At 63.9% G+C, this 22,550-nt stretch carries 19 protein-coding genes; 5 read left to right on the plus strand and 14 right to left on the minus strand.

Annotated features, from left to right (window positions below; translation table 11 throughout):
• Positions 1-3 precede the first annotated feature (3 nt).
• The 8 genes from tagH to tssA are packed head-to-tail and all read right to left on the minus strand — an operon-like array spanning position 4 to position 8,832.
• Positions 4-1,443 carry a type VI secretion system-associated FHA domain protein TagH gene (gene tagH, locus LB538_RS14730; RefSeq protein ID WP_224523573.1) on the minus strand — a complete coding sequence of 480 codons (1,440 nt, stop codon included), beginning with the start codon at positions 1,441-1,443 and terminating at the stop codon, positions 4-6.
• Entirely contained in the window at positions 1,443-2,507 is a 1,065-nt protein-coding gene (gene tssG / locus LB538_RS14735; RefSeq protein ID WP_224523575.1) for a type VI secretion system baseplate subunit TssG, read from the minus strand. The genes tagH and tssG overlap by 1 nt, the downstream gene beginning before the upstream one ends.
• Positions 2,471-4,345: a type VI secretion system baseplate subunit TssF gene (gene tssF / locus LB538_RS14740; RefSeq protein WP_224523579.1), complete on the minus strand. Its 1,875-nt coding sequence runs from the start codon at positions 4,343-4,345 to the stop codon at positions 2,471-2,473. The genes tssG and tssF overlap by 37 nt, the downstream gene beginning before the upstream one ends.
• A gap of 1 nt (position 4,346) precedes the next feature.
• Entirely contained in the window at positions 4,347-5,099 is a 753-nt protein-coding gene (tssE, locus tag LB538_RS14745; RefSeq protein WP_224523581.1) for a type VI secretion system baseplate subunit TssE, read from the minus strand.
• Positions 5,086-5,562 (minus strand): Hcp family type VI secretion system effector, encoded by a 477-nt coding sequence (locus LB538_RS14750; protein ID WP_095765810.1) that lies wholly within the window; start codon positions 5,560-5,562, stop codon positions 5,086-5,088. Before LB538_RS14750 ends, tssE begins: the two co-directional genes overlap by 14 nt.
• Before the next feature lie 45 nt (positions 5,563-5,607).
• Positions 5,608-7,113, minus strand: coding sequence for a type VI secretion system contractile sheath large subunit (gene tssC, locus LB538_RS14755; protein WP_140844128.1), 1,506 nt, complete (start codon positions 7,111-7,113; stop codon positions 5,608-5,610).
• 3 nt (positions 7,114-7,116) lie between these two features.
• Positions 7,117-7,653: a type VI secretion system contractile sheath small subunit gene (gene tssB / locus LB538_RS14760; protein ID WP_095765809.1), complete on the minus strand. Its 537-nt coding sequence runs from the start codon at positions 7,651-7,653 to the stop codon at positions 7,117-7,119.
• 6 nt (positions 7,654-7,659) lie between these two features.
• On the minus strand, positions 7,660-8,832 hold the full coding sequence (tssA, locus tag LB538_RS14765; protein WP_224523585.1) for a type VI secretion system protein TssA: 1,173 nt from the start codon (positions 8,830-8,832) through the stop codon (positions 7,660-7,662).
• Between the two features lie 332 nt (positions 8,833-9,164).
• Between tssA and tssH the strand changes: the two genes are divergently transcribed.
• Positions 9,165-12,002 (plus strand): type VI secretion system ATPase TssH, encoded by a 2,838-nt coding sequence (gene tssH / locus LB538_RS14770; RefSeq protein ID WP_224523587.1) that lies wholly within the window; start codon positions 9,165-9,167, stop codon positions 12,000-12,002.
• Positions 12,003-12,085: 83 nt separating this feature from the next.
• Here the strand turns inward: tssH and LB538_RS14775 are convergent, their stop codons facing one another.
• The 6 genes from LB538_RS14775 to LB538_RS14800 form a co-directional block, all read right to left on the minus strand.
• Positions 12,086-12,823, minus strand: a complete 738-nt coding sequence (locus LB538_RS14775) for a ribonuclease activity regulator RraA (protein WP_224523595.1) — start codon at positions 12,821-12,823, stop codon at positions 12,086-12,088.
• A 24-nt stretch (positions 12,824-12,847) separates the two neighbouring features.
• On the minus strand, positions 12,848-14,011 hold the full coding sequence (locus tag LB538_RS14780) for a mandelate racemase/muconate lactonizing enzyme family protein (RefSeq protein WP_224523597.1): 1,164 nt from the start codon (positions 14,009-14,011) through the stop codon (positions 12,848-12,850).
• 29 nt (positions 14,012-14,040) lie between these two features.
• On the minus strand, positions 14,041-15,138 hold the full coding sequence (locus tag LB538_RS14785; protein WP_224523599.1) for an ABC transporter ATP-binding protein: 1,098 nt from the start codon (positions 15,136-15,138) through the stop codon (positions 14,041-14,043).
• Positions 15,139-15,150: 12 nt separating this feature from the next.
• Positions 15,151-16,041 carry a carbohydrate ABC transporter permease gene (locus LB538_RS14790; RefSeq protein WP_224523600.1) on the minus strand — a complete coding sequence of 297 codons (891 nt, stop codon included), beginning with the start codon at positions 16,039-16,041 and terminating at the stop codon, positions 15,151-15,153.
• Positions 16,038-16,997 carry a carbohydrate ABC transporter permease gene (locus LB538_RS14795; RefSeq protein WP_224523601.1) on the minus strand — a complete coding sequence of 320 codons (960 nt, stop codon included), beginning with the start codon at positions 16,995-16,997 and terminating at the stop codon, positions 16,038-16,040. The genes LB538_RS14790 and LB538_RS14795 overlap by 4 nt, the downstream gene beginning before the upstream one ends.
• Positions 16,998-17,074: 77 nt before the next feature.
• Complete coding sequence (locus LB538_RS14800) at positions 17,075-18,556, minus strand: ABC transporter substrate-binding protein (protein WP_140844144.1); 1,482 nt, start codon at positions 18,554-18,556, stop codon at positions 17,075-17,077.
• Positions 18,557-18,775: 219 nt separating this feature from the next.
• Here LB538_RS14800 and LB538_RS14805 point away from each other — a divergent pair, with 219 nt between their 5' ends.
• The 4 genes from LB538_RS14805 (at position 18,776) to LB538_RS14820 (ending at position 22,547) form a co-directional block, all read left to right on the plus strand.
• Positions 18,776-19,486, plus strand: a complete 711-nt coding sequence (locus tag LB538_RS14805; protein WP_140844146.1) for a GntR family transcriptional regulator — start codon at positions 18,776-18,778, stop codon at positions 19,484-19,486.
• A gap of 48 nt (positions 19,487-19,534) precedes the next feature.
• Complete coding sequence (locus LB538_RS14810) at positions 19,535-20,701, plus strand: mandelate racemase/muconate lactonizing enzyme family protein (protein WP_224523603.1); 1,167 nt, start codon at positions 19,535-19,537, stop codon at positions 20,699-20,701.
• A 58-nt stretch (positions 20,702-20,759) separates the two neighbouring features.
• Positions 20,760-22,118 carry a mandelate racemase/muconate lactonizing enzyme family protein gene (locus LB538_RS14815; protein ID WP_224523607.1) on the plus strand — a complete coding sequence of 453 codons (1,359 nt, stop codon included), beginning with the start codon at positions 20,760-20,762 and terminating at the stop codon, positions 22,116-22,118.
• Positions 22,119-22,220: 102 nt separating this feature from the next.
• A complete protein-coding gene (locus tag LB538_RS14820; RefSeq protein WP_224523611.1) occupies positions 22,221-22,547 on the plus strand; it encodes an NIPSNAP family protein in 327 nt (108 codons plus the stop codon).
• Positions 22,548-22,550 lie beyond the last annotated feature (3 nt).

Here is a 22,550-nt window from a genome sequence, read left to right on the forward strand (position 1 = left end):
TCCCTACTCCTCTTCATATGCGTCCCTGAAATCTGCGCCGATCTCGCCCAGGAAGCTCGATTCGGCGCTCTGGGCGATGTCGCGGTGGCGTTTCTGGTAAAGCTCCCACAGCTTGGCGTTGCGCCCGCCGGCAAGCAGATTGCCGATCGCGGAATTGGACTTGAGCTCTTCCTCGATCGCGGCCGGATCGAAGCGGTCGATCATGCGCCGCAGCGCCGCCTGCACGCCGCGCCAGGCGCGCACGTGGTGCTGCGCGAGGTCCTTCACCGCGTCGCCGATCGCCGCCTCGCCGGAGAGAAAGCCGGGACTGCGTTCCGCGATGATGGTGACGATGACATCCTCGACCGTCGGCAGGAATTTGAGCGGGTTGACCTCGGAGGCCCCGACCATGGTCTGTGCGACGCGCGCGCTGCCCTTCTCCTCGGCGCGCTTGCGCAGGAGCTGCATCAGGCCGTCGAGCATCAGCCTGTATTCGCGCCCGAACTTCTCCATTTCGGCGATCGGGTCGCGTCCGGGGAAATCGGCCTCCCCGACGCCCATGCCGCGCAGGAACGCCGCGCGCAACGCCATGTCGCTGGGCGCCGGTTGCATCGGACGTGACGGTTTGGGAGCGGGACGCGGCGGCGCAGCGGGTTCGGCCCGCACCGGCATCTCCCATGGGCGGGCGGCCTGCGGCTTCTCGGCGGGCCGCTCGACGCGGCCAGCTGAATCGGCACTGTTGCCGGAAGCGGGCGTCGCGGCTGGCCCGAAGCCGAAATCGTCGAAGCCGGACGGTTTCGCCGCGGGTTCGGGCATATCGCTGCGCAACGGCATGTCGCCGAAGCCGAACGGATCCGACCTGCCGACGGCGGGCTCGTCGTTCGAGGCCGGCGTCGCCACCGGATCGAGGCTGAACGGATCGTCGAACGCCGGTGAGCTGCGCTGGTTGGAACTGCGATCGTAAGCCCCCGGCACAGGCTGCTCGAACGGATCCGGCAGCCCGGCCGGGCGCGGCCGCAGCGGCTCCTCCTCGACCTTGGCCGAGAAGAAGTCGTCGCCGCCGATGCTGGCCGGCGTCCGCGATTGTGGCGACCATGCCGGCGCGGCATTGGCGATCGGCGCCTGACCGATGGAGGTGTGGCCGGCGCTGGGCTGCACCTCGACATGGAGCACATAGTCACCCATGCGCAGCCGCATGCCGCTTTGCAGGCGCGTCGACCTGCCGGTGCCGAGCGGGCTGTCGGAATCGTCGATGAACAATCCGCTGCTCGACGTGTCGGTGACGTAATAGCCATCGCGGCCGCCGCTGATCTTGCAGTGCGCGCGTGAGACGAACATGTCCGGATCGTCGATCTGCCAGCCGGCATCGGCGCTGCGGCCGATCACCAGCTCGCCCTCGTCCAGCCGGGCCTGCCTGACCACCTGCGAGCGCGGGCCTTGTTCCAGGGTCAGCAGGAGGCTCATCAGGCTGCCTCCGCCATGTCCGGCCGCCAGCCGACGATGGTGCGCAGCCTGAGATCGTCGGCATCGCCCTTTTCGGCAGGGCGCGAAAGCCAGGAGGTCCGGCCAAGCTGGATCGCTCCCATCTTCGGCGCGGGCACCGCGTCGCGCGCGAGCACGATGCGCAGATCGACGTCCAGCGCCTCGCCGATCATGTCGCGCACCGCCTTCTTGAACAGGCCAAGGCGCCGTTCTCCGGGCAGGAACGACTTGAAGTCGTCGAGGCTCAGCGGGCCGACGCGCAATTCGATCCGGCTCTGCCGGCTGAAGACGCGCGGGCCGATCGTTGCGCCGCCGCCGAGCGCCGCATAGGCCTTGCCGACGCGGCTCTGCAGCGCCGTGGGAATGGTGATCCAGGCGGCGACGAATTCCTTGATTTCAACCGGCACCTTGAAGGCCGTGGCGAGAAAAAGCGTCAGCCGCTCCGCGCCGTCGACCTGGTTGGACAGCGATCCGGCCTGGCGCAGCCGCACCGTGTCGAGCTCGGGGTCCTGCGTGCCGGGAAGGCCGATGCCGGCCATCGCTTCCAGCATGGCGCGGACGCGCCCGCCGACCGAACGTTCGACCTGCACCGCCGGATGCGCATCGGCCCATGCGCGGTAGTAGAGCGCGATCATGCGATGCTGCAGGATGTTGACGAAGTCGACGAAGGTCGTGTCGCTGGTCTGCTCGGCGTCGGCGCCGCTGAACCAGCGCTGCGACAGCCGGTCGAGCACCCAGCGCGTCAGATGCAGCGGCATCGGCCCTTCCGGCCCGAGCAGGCCGAGATTGGCGATCGTCACCCGCGCCGGAGCGTTGTCCCTGGCGTCCTGGAATTTGATCACGTCCCTGGCCGAGAAGCTCAGGCGCACATGTTGGCCGAGCCTTGCCGGCTCACGGTCCGCGGTTCCGGAATGCCCGAACAGTCCGCGCCGCTGCTCCAGGCGGCGCAGCAGCTCGAAGAAGTCGAAGCTCTCCGACAGCGCCTCGGCCTCGGCTGGGGCGGGCTGCGCTAGATCAGGTAGCGATTGCCGGGCGTCATCGGCCATGGCACATCCTCCTGCTTCTGCAGCAGCCGCGTACGCGTCCGCACGAAACCGTTTATCCCGGCATGGCGGGCAAACAGCCGCGCCAGCAGGGCCGAAAGCAGCAGCGTGCTCTGGCCCGCCAGAACCGACTGATCGACATGCAGGGTCACCTCGGTGCCGCGTCCGAAACACATCGGCCCGTCGATCTTGAGCCGCTCGATCACCGGCCGCGAATCGATCCGGGTGATCGAATGCACGTTGCGGGCAAGGCTCGGATCACCACGATCGGCATAGAGGTCGAGCAAGGCATGCAGCGGATCGACGCCGCGGCCTTCTTTGGCGAGGCTCAGGAAATTGAGCGAGAGCTGCGCCACCAGCCGCCAGGCGAGATTGTCGGCGCGGGATTCGCCTTCGGCGCCGGCCGGCAGCGCCGCCGGGATCGCCGGCTGCGGCGGTCGCAGCGCGCCGAGCAGGCGTACCGCTTCCACCGGGTCGGCGGTCTCCAGCGTCAGCGACGGCGTATCGTCCAGGATCGGCAGGTCGCGGTTGGTGCAGAGCGCCATCACGTCGAGCCGCTTGAGCGGCCGGTTCGGCTGGCTGCCGGCCGGACGCGAGACTGCGATAAAGACATCGTCGCCGGTGTAGGAGGTGCGGGTCAGGCCGTCGCGCCGTTCATCCTCCGTGGCCCGCCGCGGGCGCCGCTCGGCCGAATAGACCCAGCCGCTGCCGCGGTTCTGTCCCAGGCTGAACAGTTCGGGGATGGTCGCCTCGCTGCCTTCGGCATCGGCGTCTTCCACCCGAGTGACCCGGAAGATCTCGAAATCGCGCGCCCGGGTGCGGTCGGCGTGCAGCACCTGGCGCGTCCGGCGCGGATCGATCTCGATGACGTTGCACTCGCGTTCGAACAGATTGATGATCGGCGTCGCGAACAGCTCGAAATCGGCCGCTGTCACATCGGCGAGCTCCGGCACGGGACGCCGGAACAGGAGGACGATCTCCATTCCCCCATCGCATTTGCGCACCACCGGCTGCAGGCCGGCGACGCGCACATAGTGGAAGCGTTCGGGGATCATGAAATATTCGCGCAGCAGCCGGTATCCCTCGAAGGTCGGCCGCGTGCGCGGCATCAGCGCTTCATCGTCGTGGATCCCGACCATTTCGGGCTCGGGCAGCGCGGCGAGCGGATTGGTCTTGCCTTCCGGCCGCGCGCCGACGGCCGAACAGGCGCCGAAGATCGCGTCGAAGATGAGCGGCGCCTTGGCGCGTCCGGCGAAATAGAGATCGAGGCGGTCGAGCGACAATTCGCTGAGCTTGCCCTTTCCGGTCCGGGTAAGCGCGATGCGGAATGCCGCTTCGCCGCGCACGCCGCCGACCGGCGCGATGCCGGCGGCGGCGAGCGCGCTGCGGTCCTGGAAATAGCTGACCGAATTGATCGCGATCGGCCACAGCGTCACCTCTTGCGCGGTGGTGAAGGTCGAGCGCGTCGAGAGCCCAGGATGCAGGCCGGAAACCAACCGCGTGCCGCGCGCCACGGCATGGCCGGCGATCATCGATTGCACCTGCTGTCCAGGTTTCAGCACGGCCATCGCCGTCGCCGGCGCCGGCGTCACAAGGTCGGGATAGAGCACGTCGAGCACGGCGCGCGAGAAGCGCGAGCGCTCGGCGTCGACCTTCAGCCGCGTGCGCGCGGCAAGAAAGGCCACGCCGTCGAGCAGCCGTTCGACATAGGGATCGGGGCAGGGGACGGTATCGAGGGAAAGGTTGCGGGCCACCGCCGGATGCATGTCGGCGAATTCCGCGGCCAGCGCGCGGATATGGGTCAGTTCCTCTTCGTAATACTCCACGAAGACCCGATCCATCTCAGGTCTCCCGGAATTCGGTTCGCGCCAGGCCGTTGTCGAGATTGATCGTGGTGCGCAGCCGCATGCGTTCCGGCGTCGGCGTCATGATCAGCACGGCGTCGATCTCGATCTTGAGACCGACGGTCTTGTCGCCAAGCGTGACGTTGACGGTCGTAGCGCTCTCCTTGAGACGCGGCTCGAAGGTGGCCAGAACCGCGCGGATCTCGCGCGCTAAAGTATCGCGGTCGAAATCCCGCGACGAACGCCCCGAAAAGGACGGCACGCCGTAATTGACGACGCTGCGCCGCACCTCCGGAAAATCGGCAAGCGGCGGCAATTCGTCCAAGGGCTGTTCATGCTCGGCGTCGGAAAGCATCGGCACGGACTCGAAACGCTCGGTGTTGAACAGGGCCTCGATATCGCGCCGGACCGCTTCCCTGAGCACGCGCGCCGACACCACCACGCCGCGGCTTTCGATCTCGGTGCGGTGCTCGATCTGGAAGACCAGCCTGTGCAGTCGCCGCTTCTGCTCGGATGTCAACTCGGCATCGGCATCGATGGCGCGGGCGCTGCCGGCAAGAAGGGCCTCGACGCGCTCGGCGCCGAGTTCTTCATCCAGCAGGCGGCGCAGCCCATCGATCTCCGACGTCAGCCCGGGCAAATCGTTGACAAGGCGGTCCCAGAGGGAGGGCTGGACCGCCTCGCGCTTTGCCCGAGAGCTGCCGGCGAGCTGCGCCTTCGCGGCCGGCCGCTTGGCCTCACTTGCCGACATAGACGTCCATTTCGATCTCGTCGTCCTTGTCGTAGACGAACTTGATTTTCTTGTAGGCGAAGCTGACCTCTTCCTCGATCAGGTCTGGTTCGTCGTGCGCCTGCCGCATGTCGTATTCCATGATCGAGGCGTCGGTGAGCGTCACCACCAGATAGTCGCTGGTCTCGCCGTCGATGGTGCGGCGTGCCGAGAACACCACCTCGTCGAGCGCCTTGTTCTCGAACAGTGCCTTCTTCAGATAGGGCGACGACTTGTCGTAATGCTTGATGAATTTGATCATACCCATCGACACGCGGCCGCGCCGCGAGAGCGAATTCGGGTCGTAGGGCGCGATCATCTTATAGTCGACGCCATGGATCTCGATTTCGTCTTCATGGCCGTCGCGCTTGCTCGGGCCTTTGATGTCCGGGACTTTCAGGAAGCCGTCGATCTTCGTCGAAGGCGCATCGGTTCTCTCTGGCATTGTCTTTCTCCACCGCTACAAACAAGATGACTTTGCTTAACGATTTCAGCCCTTCACCGACGGCAGTTCCGATACCAGCCGGAGCGAGGCGTTGATGCCTTCCAGCTGGTAGTGCGGACGCAGGTAGAAACGGGCATTGTAGTAACCGGGCCGGCCCTCGACGCTGTCGACCTGGACCTCGGCCGCAGCGAGCGGGCGCTTGGCGCGCGCCTTGTCATCGGCAAAGGCTGGATTGGCCAGCACATACCGATTGATCCATTCGGTCAACCAGATCTCCATGTCGGTGCGTTCCTTGAACGAGCCGATCTTGTCGCGCGCGATCGCCTTCAGGTAGTGCGCGAAGCGCGAGACCGGGAAGAGGTAGGGCAGGTTGGCGCTCAGCCGTTCGTTCGCCTGAGCGTCGGGATCGACCAGACGTCCGGCGCGCGTCTCGTCGTCCTGCAGCGAATGCGCGCCGATGAAGGCCGCCAGGTCGGTATTCTTGCGGTGCAGGATCGGCATCAGGCCGAGTTTCGCCAGTTCCGCCTCGCGCCGGTCGTCGATGGCAACCTCGGTCGGGCATTTCATCGCGATCGACCCGTCGTCGGTCGGAAAGGCGTGCACCGGCAGGTTCAGCACCGTGCCGCCATTCTCGACGCCGCGGATCTGGGTGCCCCAGCCATAGAGCTTGTGGCTGCGGTTGATATTGACGCCCATCGGGAAGGCGGCATTCATCCAGACATATTTGTTGTGGTCGCCACCCACTTCTTCTTCGAAGGTGAAGCCCTTCACCGGAACGGTCTCCGAGCCGTAGGGCAGGCGTGCCAGCACGCGCGGCATGGTGAGCCCGATATAGCGGGCGTCCTCGCTCTCGCGCAGCGACTGCCACGAGGCATAGGCCGGGTTGTTGACGATCATCTGCAGGTCCTGCGGGTTGGGCAGTTCCTGCCAGCTGTCCATGCGGAACAGCCGCGGCGAGGCGGCGGCGATGAACGGCGTGTGCGCCGAGGCGCAGACGCCGGAAATGTTGCGCAGCAGGCCGACGTCGCGCGGGTGGTTGGAGAATTCATAGGCGCCGATGATGCAGCCGATCGGCTCGCCGCCCAGCATCGAATACTCGTCCGTGTAGACCTTCTTGAAGATCGGGCTCTGGTCCCACATCTGGCCTTCATAGTCTTCGAGCGTGTCGGCCAGCTGCTCCTTGGAGATGTTCATCACCCGGATCTTCAGCTTGGTATCTGTCTCGGTGTTGTTGATCAGGTACCAGAGGCCGCGCCACGTGCCTTCCATCTCGCGCACTTCCGGCGCATGCAGGATCTCGTTGACCTGCGTCGTCAGCATCTTGTCGATGCCGGCGATCAGCGACTTGATCGACTTGATCGCGTTGGACGAGATGGTTGTGCTCTCGGAGCGCGACTGTGCGGCCAAAGCCAGGTTACGCACCAGTTGCTGCAGCTTCTCGCTGTCGTCCTTCTTGACCTTGAAATCCTTTTCAAGGAGTCCGCTGAATTCGCCGAGATCTATGGCTTCCGCCTCGGCGGTGGCGGCTGCGGTCTTTTGCTGTTCGGCCATGACTTACTCCTCGCCCTTGCCGTCATCCATCGCCTGGCTAGCGATCTTGCTCAGCAGCGGCTCGTTGTTCAAAAGCTGCGCGATGCGCTTTTCGGCGTCGACGCGGCCGTCCATGAAGCCCAGCAACTCCTCGAGTTGACGGCGCATCTTCAGGATCTCGGCCAGTTGCGGGACCTGCTCGGCGATCTTGTCCGGCGCGAAGTCACCCATCTTCGAGAAGGTGAGATCGACCATGAGCTCTTCCTCACGCTCTTGGCCCTCGGCCTGCGGCAGGGTGTTCTTCACCCGCGCCTTCACGCGCGGCCCCATCGCCTCCATGAATTTCGGGAAGCGGTTGGCGTCGGTTTCGACGAAGTTGCGGTCAAGCACCGACTTCGACGCTTCCTTGGTCTGCGAAGCGCCCGCAAGATCGGCCATCACGGCCATGACGAACGGCAGTTCGATCGTCGTCGGGCTGCCGTAGGTTTCGACGTCGTAGGCGATCTGCACGCGCGGCGCGCGGTTTCTTTCGATGACCTTCGCTTTGCTCTCTGCTGGCATGCTTTTCTACCTTTCATCCTTCTGGGCCGGCTTCTTGGGATCGGGAACGCCGGCAAGCAGCCGGAACTCCTTCAGCCCCGACGGGGCGAGATCTTCCATCAGTTCCACGAAATCCATGTGCACCATCCGGCGCACGCGCCGGGCGAGATGCGGGATGGGGCTGGACGGCTCGGTGCGGTCGTAGAAGGCGACCACGAGGTCGAGGCATTTGACGACCTCGTCGCGCGAGTTGATGCGGTCCGGCAGACCGGTGCTCGCTTCCACGGCGCTTGTCACACTTGCCATCGTCTCGGCTCCATGACCGTTGCGGGCGGGCATTGCTGGTTCCGCCGCCGCCTGCGGAGTGGCCTTCGCGGCACCATTCGCCGTGGCGCCGGCACCGGAATTCCGCTCCAGCGTCGTCAGCAAACGCTGCAGGAACTTCTTCAATTCCGGGATAGTGGCGCCATGGCCGTCGATGCGGGCGTTGAGCGCGGCGTCCACCGCGTCGAGGGCAGCGATCGCGGCCCGCGCGTCGGCGAGCAGCGAGGTCATCACATCCGCTGCTTGATCGATTTGCGCCGCGCATCCGGTGCGAACGCGGTTCAACAGCTGATTGTGGGCGCTCGTCAGCGCCGCCTTTTCGGCGGCCCCAAGGCCAGAGGCCGCTTCCTGGAGCATGACGCGTTCGTCGAGCGCAGCCTGTTCGAGGTCCCGGCCGCTGATCGGTCCGATCGCGCGCGGGGAGAAGAAGGCCATCTGCCTGAGGTTCGCCAGCAAGCCTTCCTGGCCGTTCTGCAGATCGAGCAGCGCGTTGATGCGCCGCAAGGCAGCATCGCGCGGCGCGCCTGTCCGCAGCGACGGGTGCATGGTGTCCCAATACTGCTCAAAGGTTCGCGCGATCAGCGTCAGGCCCTGGGCGAGGCCGGCCAGCCCTTCCTCGTTGGCCAAGGCCCGCGCGACGATGACCAGCAGGCGCAGGTCCCGGCCGCGGGCGCGCAACTCTTCGGCCTTTTCGAGCACCGCCGCCCAGTCGACAGGACTGGGTTGCGAGGTGGGCTTGCTGTTACCGTCATGGACAACTTTGAGCTGAGGCTCGGCCAGGCGCTCCAGCTCATGAAAGGCCGGGTCGTTGCGCAAGTCCTCTCCCGACGGATTCTCACCGTTCAGAGGATTCAGCCAGAGTGCGAGATCAATCACACCAACCCCCAGCCAGCGGCCCTGAGACCCCTATGTAACGTAACGTTATCACCGGCTTCGCGCGACGACAATTGAGCACCTGCGCAAAAACTAACGGAAGCTAAACGCGACCGTTCTCTTCGGCGAAACCCATTGCGCGATTGCCGGACCCGGTATGTGAAATGGCTCGCATAGCCCGGGCAGCAATCGTGTTTGTTGGCCACGAGTTTGCAAGGCTTGTGTATCCGGGCGGTGCCGCCCGGATAGATTCAAAAACCTTATCCGCCATGCGGCTTTGTCAAGCAGCCGCTTATATGGCAGGGTACGGTCGGCAGGTTGCGGGAGCAGGTTCGATGGAACAGCGCCGGTCATCGCAGAGCTTCAAGCGTAAGGAACTGGTCGCCAAGCTGAACGCCACCGGGGTGCGCGCCTTCAAGGCCGCGGCCGACACGGCCAAGCTGCGCGGCAATCCTTATGTCGAGCTTGTCCATTTCATCCAGCAGTTGGTGCTGTCAGAGCGCTCGGATGTGCAGATGATCGTCGCCGACGCCGGGCTGGATGCCAGCCGGCTGACGGCCGACATGACCCGAGCCATCGACAAGCTGCCCTACGGCGCCACCTCGCTGGAGGAATTCTCCGACCACATCTTCCACGCCATCCAGGAAGGATGGAACCTTGCGACGCTGGAGTTCGGCGTCGAGGAAGTGCGCAGCGCCCATATCCTGCTTGCCTGCCTGAAGACGCCCGTGCTGGAGGGCCTGGTCTCCAAGATCAGCGCCGAATTCGACAAGATCGACGCCGATGGGGTCATCTCCTGCTTCGCCGATGTCACCGAAGGCTCGCTGGAGGCCGGCTCACCGCCCGCCGAGCACGCTGCCGAGACGCCGATGAAGCGCGGTCCGGGTGGGGATTCGGCGCTGGCGAAATACGCCACCGACCTCACCCAGCGCGCCCGCGACGGCAAGATCGACCCTGTCGTCGGCCGCGACCCGGAAATAAGGCAGATCGTCGATATCCTCATGCGCCGTCGGCAAAACAACCCGATCCTGACTGGCGAGGCCGGCGTCGGCAAAACCGCGGTCGTCGAGGGTTTTGCGCTCCGCATCGCCCAGGGCGACGTGCCGCCGACGCTGCAGAATGTCAGCGTGCGCATGCTCGATGTCGGGCTGATGCAGGCCGGCGCCAGCGTCAAGGGCGAGTTCGAGAAGCGGCTGAAGGCGGTCATCGACGAGGTCCAAGCCTCAGAGGTGCCGATCATCCTGTTCATCGACGAGGCGCATACGCTGATCGGCGCCGGCGGCGCGGCCGGGACCGGCGATGCCGCCAATCTCCTGAAACCGGCATTGGCGCGCGGGGAGCTTCGCACCATCGCGGCCACGACCTGGGCCGAGTACAAGCAGCACATCGAGAAGGATCCGGCGCTCACCCGCCGTTTCCAGGTGGTCAAGATCGATGAGCCCTCGGAAGCGGTGGCCGTGCTGATGTTGCGCGGCGTTGCCGGCGTGCTGGAGCAGCACCACAAGGTGCAGGTCCTGGACGAGGCGATCGAGGCCGCCGTCTCGCTCTCGCACCGCTATATCCCGGCCAGGCAATTGCCGGACAAGGCGGTCAGCCTGCTCGACACCGCCTGCGCGCGCGTCGCGGTCTCGCAGCATGCGACGCCAGCCGAGGTCGAGGACATCCTGCGCCGCCGCCAGGCACTCGAGGTCGAGAGCGGCATCATTGGCCGCGAAGCCGCGATCGGCATCGACGTCGCCGACCGGCAGGCCCGTGTCGACGCCGGGCTGGCGGAAACCGAGACCGCTTTGGCCGCCGCCCGGACGCGCTGGGACCGGGAAAAGGCCTTGGTGGCCGAGATTCTCGACCTGCGCGCAAAATTGCGCGGCGAGGGCGTGCCGCTCGATGCGGCGCCGGACGAAGGGGCCGCTGCGGAGGCAGAGAGCGCGGAAGGCGCGGCGAAGGCGCCAGAGCAAAGGGCTCCCGAGAGCAAGATCGGCGAGAGCAAGATTGGCGACGGCAAGGCTGCCGAGACCAAGAAGGCCGAGGCCACGAACGCCAAGGCTGCGAGGGCCGAAGCGGTGTCCGCCGAGCCGGCAGACGAAGCCGCTGCCAATCTCGCGCGATTGCGCGAGCTGATGGCCGATCTTGCCGCGGCGCAAGGCGAGACGCCGCTCATCCTGCCCTCGGTCGACCGCAATGCGGTCGCCGCCGTGGTGCAGGACTGGACCGGCATCCCGACCGGACGCATGCTCTCCAGCCAGACCGAAAAGGCGCTCAAGCTCGCCGCGACCCTGTCCGAGCGCGTCGTCGGCCAGGATCACGCGATGGAGATGATCGCCCGGCGCGTGCAGACCAGCCGCGCCGGCCTCGGCGCGCCGGAAAAACCGGTCGGCGTCTTCCTGCTTTGCGGCCCCTCCGGCGTCGGCAAGACCGAGACCGCGCTGGCGCTTGCCGAAACGCTTTACGGCGGCGAGCAGAACCTGATCTCGATCAACATGTCGGAGTTCCAGGAAGCGCATACTGTCTCTACGCTCAAGGGCGCGCCGCCCGGCTATGTCGGCTACGGCAAGGGCGGCATCCTGACTGAGGCGGTGCGCAGAAAACCCTATTCGGTGATCCTGCTCGACGAGGTCGAGAAGGCGCATCCCGACGTGCACGAGATCTTCTTCCAGGTCTTCGACAAGGGCATGATGGACGACAGCGAAGGTCGCCGCATCGACTTCAAGAACACGCTGATCCTGCTCACCTCGAATGTCGGATCCGACGTCATCATGGATCGCACGAAGAACGGCACGGTGCGGACCGGCATCGACGATCTCGATACCGCGCTGCGCGCCCCGCTGCTGAAGGTCTTCCCGGCCGCCTTCCTAGGCCGCGTCGTCACGATACCCTATTACCCGTTGTCGGATTCCATGATCGAGGCGATCGCCCGTCACCAGTTCGGCAAGATCGCCAAGCGCCTCAAGGATACCAACGATGCCGAGCTGGTGATCGGCGACGGCGTCATGGACCTGGTCAAGGCGCGCTGCACGGAGATCGAATCCGGCGGCCGCATGATCGACGCCATCCTCACCAACACGCTGCTGCCGGAACTCAGCCGCGGCGTCCTCAACCGCTCGCTCGAGGGCAAGAAGATGGCGAAAGTCATCGTCGGCGCGTCGCCGGAAGGATTTACCTATTCGTTCGAATAGGCCTTCATAGCGAGGGAAGCCGCCTTTGCGCGACCGGATGGTCGATGCCTTGCGCCGCCGGGCCGGGAGGCCCGCTTGCCAACTTAAAGGCGTCTTGACCTGCGCCATTCCTCATACTCTGCGCGGGCATCGTCGTGCAGCGGATAGTAGCGTTGCAACGGAGCGCCCTGCATCAGCTTCTCGCGTGAAAACTCTTCCCAATCGTGGTGTTTCTGAGCCTCCTCGATGACCTTGGCGGCCATTGCGACGGGAACCACCACCGCGCCGTCATCGTCGGCGACGATGATGTCGCCGGGGATCACCGTCACGCCGCCGCAAGCAATCGGGACGTTGACCGCATTGGGATAGATGCTGGTCTGCACATGATAGTTTGGCGTCCAGCCGCGCAGCCATAGCGGCAGATCGAGCTTTTCGACATTGGGCCGGTCGCGCATGCATCCATCGATGACGATGCCGGCGCCACCTCTGCCCTTGAAATAGGTCGACATCATATCGCCGAAGACGCCCGAGCTCATGTCGCCGCGGGCGTCGACCACGACCACGTCGCCCTCCTGCGCATGATAGAGCACATGCCGGTGCAGTTGCGTTTCCGGATCGGTATATTCTCCCTCGTCGAACAGGTCCGGCCGTTGCGGCAGGAATTGCAGCGTCAGCGCCGGCCCGACGATCGACTTCCCATGGTTCTGGGCCACCGGGCCGACCATATGCGGACTGCGGAAGCCCATGTGACCGAGCGTGCCGGCAACCGTCGCGGCGCCGATCTCTTTCAGCGCGTCGATCAGGTCCTTGGGCGGACGCGTGATGTCGGAAATATGCGTCATTGTCGAACTCCGGATGAGTTGGAACTACCAGTTGGTGACAGAACCGTCGCGGCGTTTGAGATGCGGCGCTTCCCAGAAGCGGAAACTCTGCGCCTTGATCGCCTTCTCATTGACCTCGACGCCGAGCCCCGGCAGATCGCCGACCGGATAATCGGTCCCGTCGAGCCGCGGCTGCACGGGGAAGAAGTCGGAACTGTCGAAGCCCAGCTTCCTTTCGGGCGCCCTGGTTTCGAGCCAGGCGAAGTTGGGCACGGCGGCGGCCAGATGCACGGTCGCGGCGGTGCACACCGGACCGAGCGGATTGTGCGGCATCAGGTCCACATAATGCGCCTCGCTCCAGCCGGCGACCTTCATCGCCTCGGTGAGCCCGCCGACATTGCAGACATCGAGCCGATTGAACTGATGAATGCCGCGCTCGATGTAGGGCAGGAACTGCCACTTGCTGGCAAATTCCTCGCCAATGGCAAAGGGGATGTCGGTCATCCTGCGCAGGGACTCGTAGGCCTCCGGCGTCTCGTCGCGTATCGGCTCCTCGAGGAAATCGAGCACGCCGCGGCCGAGCTTGTTGCAGAAGCTCGCGGCCTCCGCCACCGACAGCCGATGATGGTAGTCGATGCCGAGCACCACATCCTCGCCCAGCGCCTCACGCGCCTTGTTCAGCATGCTCGCCGTAGCGCCGATTGACTCGCGCGGCTCGAAGATGTCCTTGCTGTTTTGGCCGGCGGGAAAGAAGCGGATGGCCTGCCATCCCTGCGCGCGCAACTCATGGGCGCGTTCGATGGCAGCATCGCCCTCGGCCTCGTCTCCGGTCGAGGCGAAGGTGGGGATGCGGTCGCGCTGCTTGCCGCCGAGCAGTTCGTAGACCGGCACTCCCAGCGCCTTGCCCTTGATGTCGTGAAGGGCGATGTCGATGGCGGAAATCGCCGCCTGCAGAACCCGCCCGCCCTCGAAATACTGGCTGCGATAAAGCTCCTGCCAGATCCGGCCGATCTGCATGGCGTCGCGGCCGACGAGGAACTCGCGATAATGCTCGACGGCGCCGGCCACGGCCTTCTCGCGGCCGCTCAAGCCGCTCTCGCCCCAGCCGAAGATGCCCTGGTCGGTCTCGACCTTGACAAGCATCTGGTTGCGCGTTCCCACCCACACTGGGTAGGGCTTGATCGCGGTGATCTTAAGTTTCGTCGTCATTCGCGCCACGTCCACACGCGTTCGCCGCGTCAATCGGCCCTGAGGGCCATTTCGGTTTCGCTGTCGAACAGATGCATGCGCTCCTGGTCGAACTCGAGCCAGATCCGCTCGTCGGGCGCGACGGCAATGCTCGGCGGCACGCTGACGTTGACAATGGCGCCGGACAGGAACGCCTGAACGAAAGTCACGTCTCCGGTCGGCTCCACCGTGTAGGCCTTGGCCGGAACGCTGCCCGGCACCGCACTCTTGTGCAGCTTGATCGTCGAATGTCGCGCGCCGAGCACGACTTTCCGGGTCGTTGCTGTCGCGACTTTCCGCGCATTGGGCGGCGACAGCTCAAGGCTCCAGCCCTCCGCGCTGGTCAACACCGTGCCGCCGTTCGCCGTCGATGCCTCGAGCGGAATAAGGCTCATCGCCGGGCTGCCCACGAAGCTCGCGACGAACATGTTCACGGGATGGGCGAAAACCTGCGCCGGCGAATCATATTGCTGCAGATAGCCGCCGTTCATCACCGCCATCCTGTCCGCCATAGTCACGGCCTCGAGCTGGTCGTGCGTCACATAGATGATCGTCGCCTTCAGGTCCTGGTGGAACCGCTTTATCTCGGACCGCATCTGCACGCGCAGCTTCGCATCGAGATTGGAGAGCGGCTCGTCCATCAGGAACACCGCCGGATCTCGAACGAGGGCGCGGCCCAGGGCCACGCGCTGCTGCTGACCACCCGAAAGTTCGCGCGGCTTGCGCTCGAGCAACTGCGTCATATCGAGCACGCGCGCCGCCTCCCTGACCTTCTTGTCGATCTCGTCCTTGGGCAGCCTGCGCATCTGCAGCGGGAAGGCCAGGTTCTTGTAGACCGATTTCTGCGGGTAGAGCGCATAGTTCTGGAACACCATCGCGATGTCCCGGTCCTTGGGATCTAGGTGGTTGACCACGCGGTCGCCGATGACGATGTCGCCCGATGTTGCCGAGGTCAGACCCGCCACGAGATTGAGCGTGGTTGTCTTGCCGCAGCCTGAAGGGCCGACGAGAGCGACGAACTCGCCGTCATTGACCGTCAGCGAGACGTCGTTGACAGCTTTGAAGCCGCCATAGGTCTTGACGAGATCTTTGAGGACCACGTGGGCCATCGGCAGCGACTCCTAGTGCTTGACCGCGCCTTCCGTCAGGGCGCGTACGAAGTATCGTTGCAGGACGAGAAACAGCACGACGACGGGCACGCTCATCATGAAGCTTGCTGCCATCAGGCCCGGGAAGTCCGTCGTATTTTCCGAGAAGAAGCGCTGGATGCCGACCGGCAGGGTCAACTGTTCGTTCTTGGAGAGAAAGGTGTAGGCGTAGATGTACTCGTTCCAGGCGCCGATGAAGGAATAGATCGCGGTGGCGATAATCCCCGGCGTCGAGAGCGGCATCACGATCAGGATGAAGGCCTGGAACCGTGTAGCGCCGTCGATGCGTGCCGCCTGCTCGAGCTGCACCGGGATATTGTCGTAAAAGCCCTTGAGCAGCCAGATCGCCAGCGGCAAGCCGAAGGTCAGATAGGTGAGGATGAGCGAACCATGCGTGTTCACCAGCCCGAGCGCACGCATCAGGATGAACAGCGGCACGAGAAAGATCACCGCCGGGAACATGTTTCGGAGCAGCACTGCGAAGAACAGGAAGTTTCGGCCCGGGAAGGTAAAGCGCGAAAACGCGTAAGCCGCGGGAACCGCCACGATCACCGAAAGGATGGTCGTGGCAGTGGAAACGTAAAGGCTGTTCCAGAAGAAGCGCAGGAAATCCTGACCGACGCTGTTCTGCGGATCGAGCAGCTTCTGGTAGCTGGCAAGGGTAGGCTGATCCGGCCACCATTGCGGCGGAAATTGCATCGCCGCGAAGCCGGACTTGATCGAGGTCAGCAGCATCCAGATCATCGGCAGCGCGGTGTAAAGCAGCATGAACACCAGGAATATGCGGCCGCCCCACCGCCATCCGTCGATTCGCATGCGGCGACGGGCCTGGTTTCGAGGGACTGTCTCGGCAATCGTGCTCATGCGCTTCCATCCTTCCGCTCGTTGCCGCTCAGCGCACGGACATAGAAATAGCCGAGTGTCATCAGGATGAAGAACAGCAGCACCGAATAGGCCGACGCCACGCCCCAGCGCTGCCGGCCGAAGGCAAGCTCATAAATGTGGGTGATCCAGATATGCGACGCATTGGACGGCCCGCCGCCGGTCATGATCCATGGGATGATGAAGGAGTTGAAGTTGGCTACCGCCAGAAGCAGGATCGTCACCGTCGAGACGTTTCTCAAATGCGGGAAGGTGACGTGCCAGAAGCGCTGCCATGCATTGGCCCCGTCGACCGTCGCCGCGCGCAGCAACTGGTCGGGAACCGTCTGCAGGCCGGCCATCATCATGATCATGGCAAACGGAAACTCGCGCCAGATATTGACGACGATCAGGGAAGGCAGCACCGTGCTGACATTGTCGATGAAATTCGGCGGCCCTCCGGCCAATCCGAGGCCAACCAGAACCGCGCCGATGACCCCGAAATCCGAATGGTAGATCCACTTCCAGATATAGGAAGCGGCGACCGCGCTGATGACCCAGGGAATGATCAGGATGGCGCGCAGGATACCGCGGCCGACAAAGTCGCGGTGGAGCGCCAGCGCGGCGCAAAAGCCAAGGACGAAGGAAATGAAAGTGGAGGCCGCTGTCCAGACAAGCGTGTTCCAGGTGACCTTCCAGAACACCTCGCTTGTGAGGATGGCCGTGTAGTTGTTGATGCCGACGAAGATCTTGTCGCGGAGCTGCAGGCCGGGCGGGGTGTTGAAGAAGGACAGCTCGATTGTGTAGTAGATCGGATAGGCGATGACGATGAGCATTACGGCGATCGCGGGAAGCACATACGCGTAGTCGGCGCGATGCTCCCAGATACTGCGGAGCACGCCGGACCCGGCGGGTTGCAATCTGCGGCGAGCCTCGGCCTTGCCGGTCGCGATCGTCACTGTAGCGCGCCCTTGTTCTTGGGGAAGTATCGGCTGCGCTCACGGCGCAGCCGATCCGATCGTCGGTCAGGCCCGGATTAGAGCCCGCCTCCCATCAGGTCTTTCACCTTCTTGGCCGCGTCCTCCGCCGCCTGATCGACGGTCATCGCTCCGGTCAGGGCATTCTGCAGCATGTCCGGGATGATGATGTTCATGATTTCGGGCGACTGCGGCAGCGCCGGGAACGGGATGCCGTATGGCAGCATCGAGGTCGTGACGTCGAGAAACTTGATGTTGTCCAGACGTTCCTTCATCCATTTGGTCTTGAAGCCGTTGAGATTGCCCGGGTTCGATCCGGCATAGGCCATCTTCAGCGACCATTCCGGGCTCGTCCACATGCAGATGATGGCCTTTGCGGCCGGCTCGTCCACCTTGCCCCCCTCGACATATTCGGGCTTCAGGATGTGGATGTTCGAGCCGCCGAACACGACGGCGCGCTTGCCGTCGGGGCCGGTCGGAATGAGGCCATAGCGCATGTTGTCGATGACGGTCTGTGCCTTGTCCTTGTCGGTGCCCGTCGCCTTCTTCTGCAGGTCGAGCATGACGTTGTAGTCGGACGGATGCGAGATCATCATGCCGAGCTGGCCGGCGAGAAACAGGGGCTGGTTGTCGGCCTGCTGGTTGGTGAGCGCCGAGACCGGAACCGATTTGTCGCGAACATACATGTCGTAGGAGGCTTGCAGCGCCGCCTTGCTCTGCGGGCTGTCGAGCTCGATCTGCTTGTACGTTGGGTTGGGGGTAGCCTCGTCGAAGACGCCGCCGCCATAGGCCCACAACTGCGGCATGAAGCGATAAGGCGTGTTGCCGGCATTCTTGCGCGCCACCAGGCCGTAGCCGGCAATGCCGAGCTTGTCGTGGATCTGCTTGGAATATTTGACGACGTCGTCCCAGGTGGCCGGGGGCTTGTTCGGATCGAGGCCCGCGCGCTTGAAGATGTCGGCGTTCCAGATGAACGCCATCGTCTCGTTGTTGGTCGGAATTCCGTAGGTCACGCCGTCCCAGGTGACGGCCTTCATGGCGCCGGGCCAGAAGTCCTCGGTCGAATACCCCACATCCTCGGGCTTGAGCGGCTGCAGATAGCCCTTCGAGGCGAACTCGGTGCCGCCCAGGATTTGCAGGCGGACCGCCATTGGCGCCGCGTTGCCGAGCAGCGCCGTGCGGAACTTGTCGAGAAGGTCGTTGTAGGTGAGGGCTTGTTCCTCGAGCTGGATGTTCGGATAGGTCTTGCGGAAGGTTGCGAAGAAATCCTTATAGTACTGGCGCAAAAGGTCCGGGTCGCCCTCGAACACGCCCTGGTACCAGAAGGTCAGTCGGCCCTTGTAGTCGAGCGGGGTGACCTTGGCGCAATCGCCCGCAGTGTCAAAATCCTGCGTGCCCGCAATGGAGCGCACATATTCCGGCGACCACTTGCTCAGGTCGACCGGCGGCGCGCCCAGCGCCGGCGCGGCCATCAACGATGCCATTAACGCAGTGGAGACAGTGCCGCGCAGGACGGCACCGCCGAGCGTAATCCTCGTCATAGGTATCCTCCAGGTTTCTCTCCCGTGCCGCTCTGCGTCGAGGCAAGCGGTCGTTGCTCGTTCGATCGCGGGATATTTGCCAGTTCTAATGTATCCCTTCGACGACTTTGTACGTTTTCAGATCACAGATTATCTGTCAACGCGAAGAATCGTACATTGTTTTATCGAAACCGAGCGTGATATAGGGCGGAGGGTGTATTCACTTGGGGGAGATGGGCCTTGGCCGAGACAAGCGATTTCAAAGCGGAGCCACCTGCGGGAATTGACCCCATCGGGGCTTCCAGCGAGGGCGCCTCGCTTTATGAACTGATCAGGGATGACATCATCGAAGGACGGCTGGCCGCCAACGAACGGCTTGTGGTCGCCGATCTCGCCCGGCGTCACGGCACCTCGACCAACCCGGTGCGCGAGGCCCTGCAATTGTTGCGCGGAGAGGGCTTTGTCATCTTCAGTCCCAATCGCGGGGCACGCGTGCGACCCATAGATCAGGACTTTGTCCGGGATATCTACGAGATCGGCGTCCTGATCGAACCCGCCCTGACGCGATGGTTCGTGAACATGGCCACCGACGAGGACATCGCCGAGCTCGAACGTCTCCAGAACCTGATCGAGGAGAACAATTTTGCCGACACGTTCAGGCACAGCGAGCTCGATACCGCCTTCCACACCGTGATGTACCAGCGGCATTATAACCGCCATGCGGCCGAGCTCTGGTGGAAGCATCGCGAAGTGCTGAGGGCGGTCAGCCGGCGGTTCAATTTCACGCTTGCCAGACGCGCCGCGATTATCCGCGAGCATCGCGAGCTCATCGCGCTGGTAAAATCGGGAGAGGCCGAGAAGGCGGCCGAACTCATTGCCCGCCATGTCGAGGGCTCCGGCCGGCATGTCCTCGAACACATGCGCGCCCGTAGCGCCGCCCGGGCAGGGTAGCCGATCCGAAACACCGTCAGCCTGGCCGTTTCAGAGAGGATAGTCCAGATGAAAATCACCAGCATTCGGCCATGGCTGATCAAGTCCGATGCTTCTTACTGGGGAGAGTTCCTGTTCGTCGAAGTGACGACCGACGAGGGGGTGAGTGGCTGGGGGGAGATCACCACCACGACAAAGCTCGCCAACCGGGCTCTCTGCACGATCCTGCGCCAGATCGGCGCCGCCGTGACAGGCGAGGATCCGGCCCGTATCGAGTATCTCTGGCACAAGATTTTCCGCAGCTTCACCTATATGGGCAGCCGCGGCGCCGCCGTCGAATGCGTCAGCGCCATCGACATAGCTCTCTGGGATATCCGCGGCAAAGTCCTCGGCAAGCCGATCTATGAGCTGCTGGGCGGGCCAGTGCGCGATGAAATCGCGCTCTACACCCATCCCAACCAGGCCAAATTCACCAGCAAGGAAGCCGTGATCCGCGAAATTCGCGACATCGTGGAGTCCGGTCACACCGGCCTCAAATTCGATCCTTTTCCCCATCAGGGCCTCAGCGTCGATGGCGTAGCCCGCGAAAGGCGGGACGGTTATCTCGACGGCAGCATGACCCGCAAGGACGAGCGCGAGGCCGCCGAACTGACGGCCCTGATCCGCGAAACGGCAGGCCCCGATGTCGACATCCTCATCGATGCGCATGGCCGCTTCGATGTTCCGACCGCTATTCGCCTCTGCCGCAGCCTCGAAGAGGCGGGCCAGATCGACTGGTTCGAGGAGCCCTGTCCGCCCGAGAGCCTCAATGCCCTCAAACAGGTGCGCGACAAGGTCAGCGCCGCCATCTCGTGGGGCGAGCGCGGCCACACGAAGTGGGATTTCGTGCCGGTGCTCGAGAACAAGCTCGCCGACTACATCATGCCGGACGTCACCTGGACCGGCGGTATCACCGAGTTCAAGAAGATTTCCGCCCTGTGCGAAGCCTATTACGTGCCCGTCTCGCCGCATGACGCCGCCGGACCGATCAACGTGGTCGCGGGAGCGCAGGTGATGATGACGGTTCCCAACTTCTACAAGCTCGAAACCTCGGAGTGGGACCTCTCCAAATACGACCACCTCATCGACAAGCCGCTCGATGTTTCGAACGGCAACCTCAGGCTGACCTCGAAGCCGGGTCTCGGTGTCGAGATGAATCGCGACTACCTGCAGGCCCACGAGATCGAGTTGGGCTAGCAACGACCTGTGCGGGCCAGGCGAGGGGCATAACCATCGACGAGAACGAGGATAAGTCATGCCGAAGACGGATGGAGCCGACGAGGCTCTCAATCGGGTCAACACCAATTCCAGGCCGTCCGAGCTTCGCATCACCGACATGCGGGTGGCCGAAATCGTCGGCGCGCCGTTCACCTCGGCGCTGCTCAAGATCTACACCAACCAGGGCATCGTCGGGCTTGGCGAGGTGCGCGACGGCGCCAGCGCCACTTATGCGCTGATGTTGAAGAGCCGGCTGCTCGGCGAGAATCCCTGCGATGTCGACCGGCTATTCCGACGCATCAAGCAGTTCGGCGGGCACGGGCGGCAGGGTGGCGGCGTGTCGGCGGTCGAGATCGCGCTCTGGGATCTCGCCGGCAAGGCCTATGGCGTGCCGATCTACCAGATGCTGGGCGGCAAGTTCCGCGATCACGTGCGCGTCTATTGCGATACCGACGCCGAGAAGCCGAGCGGCACCGAGACCGGCAAACGCCTCAAGGAACGCATGGATCGCGGGTTCACCTTCCTCAAGATGGATCTCGGCTTGATGCAGATCGCCCACATTCCGGGTGCTGTGACATCGCCCGCCGGCGCGCTCGAAGGGTTTCACGCCAATCCGCGCGGCCGCGGCGGCACGCTCGAGGAGTGCAAGGCCCGCAATCTCGCCTATGACGCGCAGAACGTGCGGCACCCGTTCACCGGTCTGCATTTCACCGAGAAGGGCATCGATCTTCTCGAGCGGTACATTCACGAGGTTCGCGAGGTCATCGGCTACGAGATTCCTTTGGCAATCGACCATGTCGGCCACATCTCATTGCAGGACGGCATACGCCTGTCGCGCCGCATCGAGAAATACGTCCCGGCCTGGCTCGAGGACGTCATTCCCTGGCAGTACACCGAGCAATACCGGCAGCTGCAGCAAGCGACTTCGGTGCCGATCTGCACCGGCGAGGACATCTACCTCAAGGAGAGTTTCGAACCCCTGCTCGCGAGCGGCGGGCTCTCCGTCGTCCATCCGGACCTGCTCACCAGCGGCGGTATCCTCGAGACCAAGAAGGTCGGCGACATGGCGCAGGACCACGGCGTCGCCATGGCGATCCACATGGCCGAAAGCCCGATCGCCGCGATGGCCGCGGCGCATGTCGCGACTGCGACCGAAAACTTCATGGCGCTCGAATATCATTCCGCCGATGTCGACTGGTGGGACGATATCGTCACCGGCCTGCCCAAACCGCTGGTGAAGGACGGCTTCATCACCGTTCCGGACAGACCGGGCCTGGGGATCGACGACGTCGTCGACGAAGTGATCGCGCAGCATCTGCAGCCCGGTGTCACGGGGATATGGCAATCCACCGAGCATTGGGACAATGAATATAGCTGGGACCGGACCTGGAGTTAGCCAGATCGCCCGCCCCCATTCCCCCAGGTTCACAGGACCAACGACCGACCATTCGTGTCGACCTCTCCTAAGCCGGAGATGAAGAAAGAAACGGACGAAACCATGATCTACGAACTGCGTATCTATGACTGCCTGCCGGGCAGGCTGCCGGCTTTGCTCAAGCGCTTTTCCGACCAAACGCTTGCCATATGGGAGAAACATAGCATCCCCCAGGCCGGGTTTTTCACCACGGCGATCGGCGAAAACAGCAATCGCCTCACCTATTTCCTCGCCTGGGAATCGCTGGCCGAGCGTGAGGCGAAATGGGCGGCTTTCGTCACCGATCCGGCATGGCACAGGGCCCGGGACGAGTCTGAGCGCGACGGGCAGATCATTGCCAATATCAGCAGCCAGCTGCTCACGCCGACAGCTTTCTCGTCTGTGAACTAGGAC

It is taken from the genome of Mesorhizobium sp. Ca11 (assembly GCF_020165275.1).
Lineage (GTDB): Bacteria > Pseudomonadota > Alphaproteobacteria > Rhizobiales > Rhizobiaceae > Mesorhizobium.

Bases quoted from the DNA above. Each gene is read 5' to 3' on its own strand.
- tssG (WP_224523575.1), bottom strand. From the start codon at position 2,507: ATGGCCGATGACGCCCGGCAATCGCTACCTGATCTAGCGCAGCCCGCC.
- tagH (WP_224523573.1), bottom strand. From the start codon at position 1,443: ATGAGCCTCCTGCTGACCCTGGAACAAGGCCCGCGCTCGCAGGTGGTC.
- tssE (WP_224523581.1), bottom strand. From the start codon at position 5,099: ATGTCGGCAAGTGAGGCCAAGCGGCCGGCCGCGAAGGCGCAGCTCGCC.
- LB538_RS14815 (WP_224523607.1), top strand. From the start codon at position 20,760: ATGCCGAAGACGGATGGAGCCGACGAGGCTCTCAATCGGGTCAACACC.
- LB538_RS14790 (WP_224523600.1), bottom strand. From the start codon at position 16,041: ATGAGCACGATTGCCGAGACAGTCCCTCGAAACCAGGCCCGTCGCCGC.
- LB538_RS14750 (WP_095765810.1), bottom strand. From the start codon at position 5,562: ATGCCAGAGAGAACCGATGCGCCTTCGACGAAGATCGACGGCTTCCTG.
- LB538_RS14820 (WP_224523611.1), top strand. From the start codon at position 22,221: ATGATCTACGAACTGCGTATCTATGACTGCCTGCCGGGCAGGCTGCCG.
- tssF (WP_224523579.1), bottom strand. From the start codon at position 4,345: ATGGATCGGGTCTTCGTGGAGTATTACGAAGAGGAACTGACCCATATC.
- LB538_RS14775 (WP_224523595.1), bottom strand. From the start codon at position 12,823: ATGACGCATATTTCCGACATCACGCGTCCGCCCAAGGACCTGATCGAC.
- LB538_RS14780 (WP_224523597.1), bottom strand. From the start codon at position 14,011: ATGACGACGAAACTTAAGATCACCGCGATCAAGCCCTACCCAGTGTGG.
- tssC (WP_140844128.1), bottom strand. From the start codon at position 7,113: ATGGCCGAACAGCAAAAGACCGCAGCCGCCACCGCCGAGGCGGAAGCC.
- tssH (WP_224523587.1), top strand. From the start codon at position 9,165: ATGGAACAGCGCCGGTCATCGCAGAGCTTCAAGCGTAAGGAACTGGTC.
- LB538_RS14785 (WP_224523599.1), bottom strand. From the start codon at position 15,138: ATGGCCCACGTGGTCCTCAAAGATCTCGTCAAGACCTATGGCGGCTTC.
- tssB (WP_095765809.1), bottom strand. From the start codon at position 7,653: ATGCCAGCAGAGAGCAAAGCGAAGGTCATCGAAAGAAACCGCGCGCCG.
- LB538_RS14800 (WP_140844144.1), bottom strand. From the start codon at position 18,556: ATGACGAGGATTACGCTCGGCGGTGCCGTCCTGCGCGGCACTGTCTCC.
- LB538_RS14810 (WP_224523603.1), top strand. From the start codon at position 19,535: ATGAAAATCACCAGCATTCGGCCATGGCTGATCAAGTCCGATGCTTCT.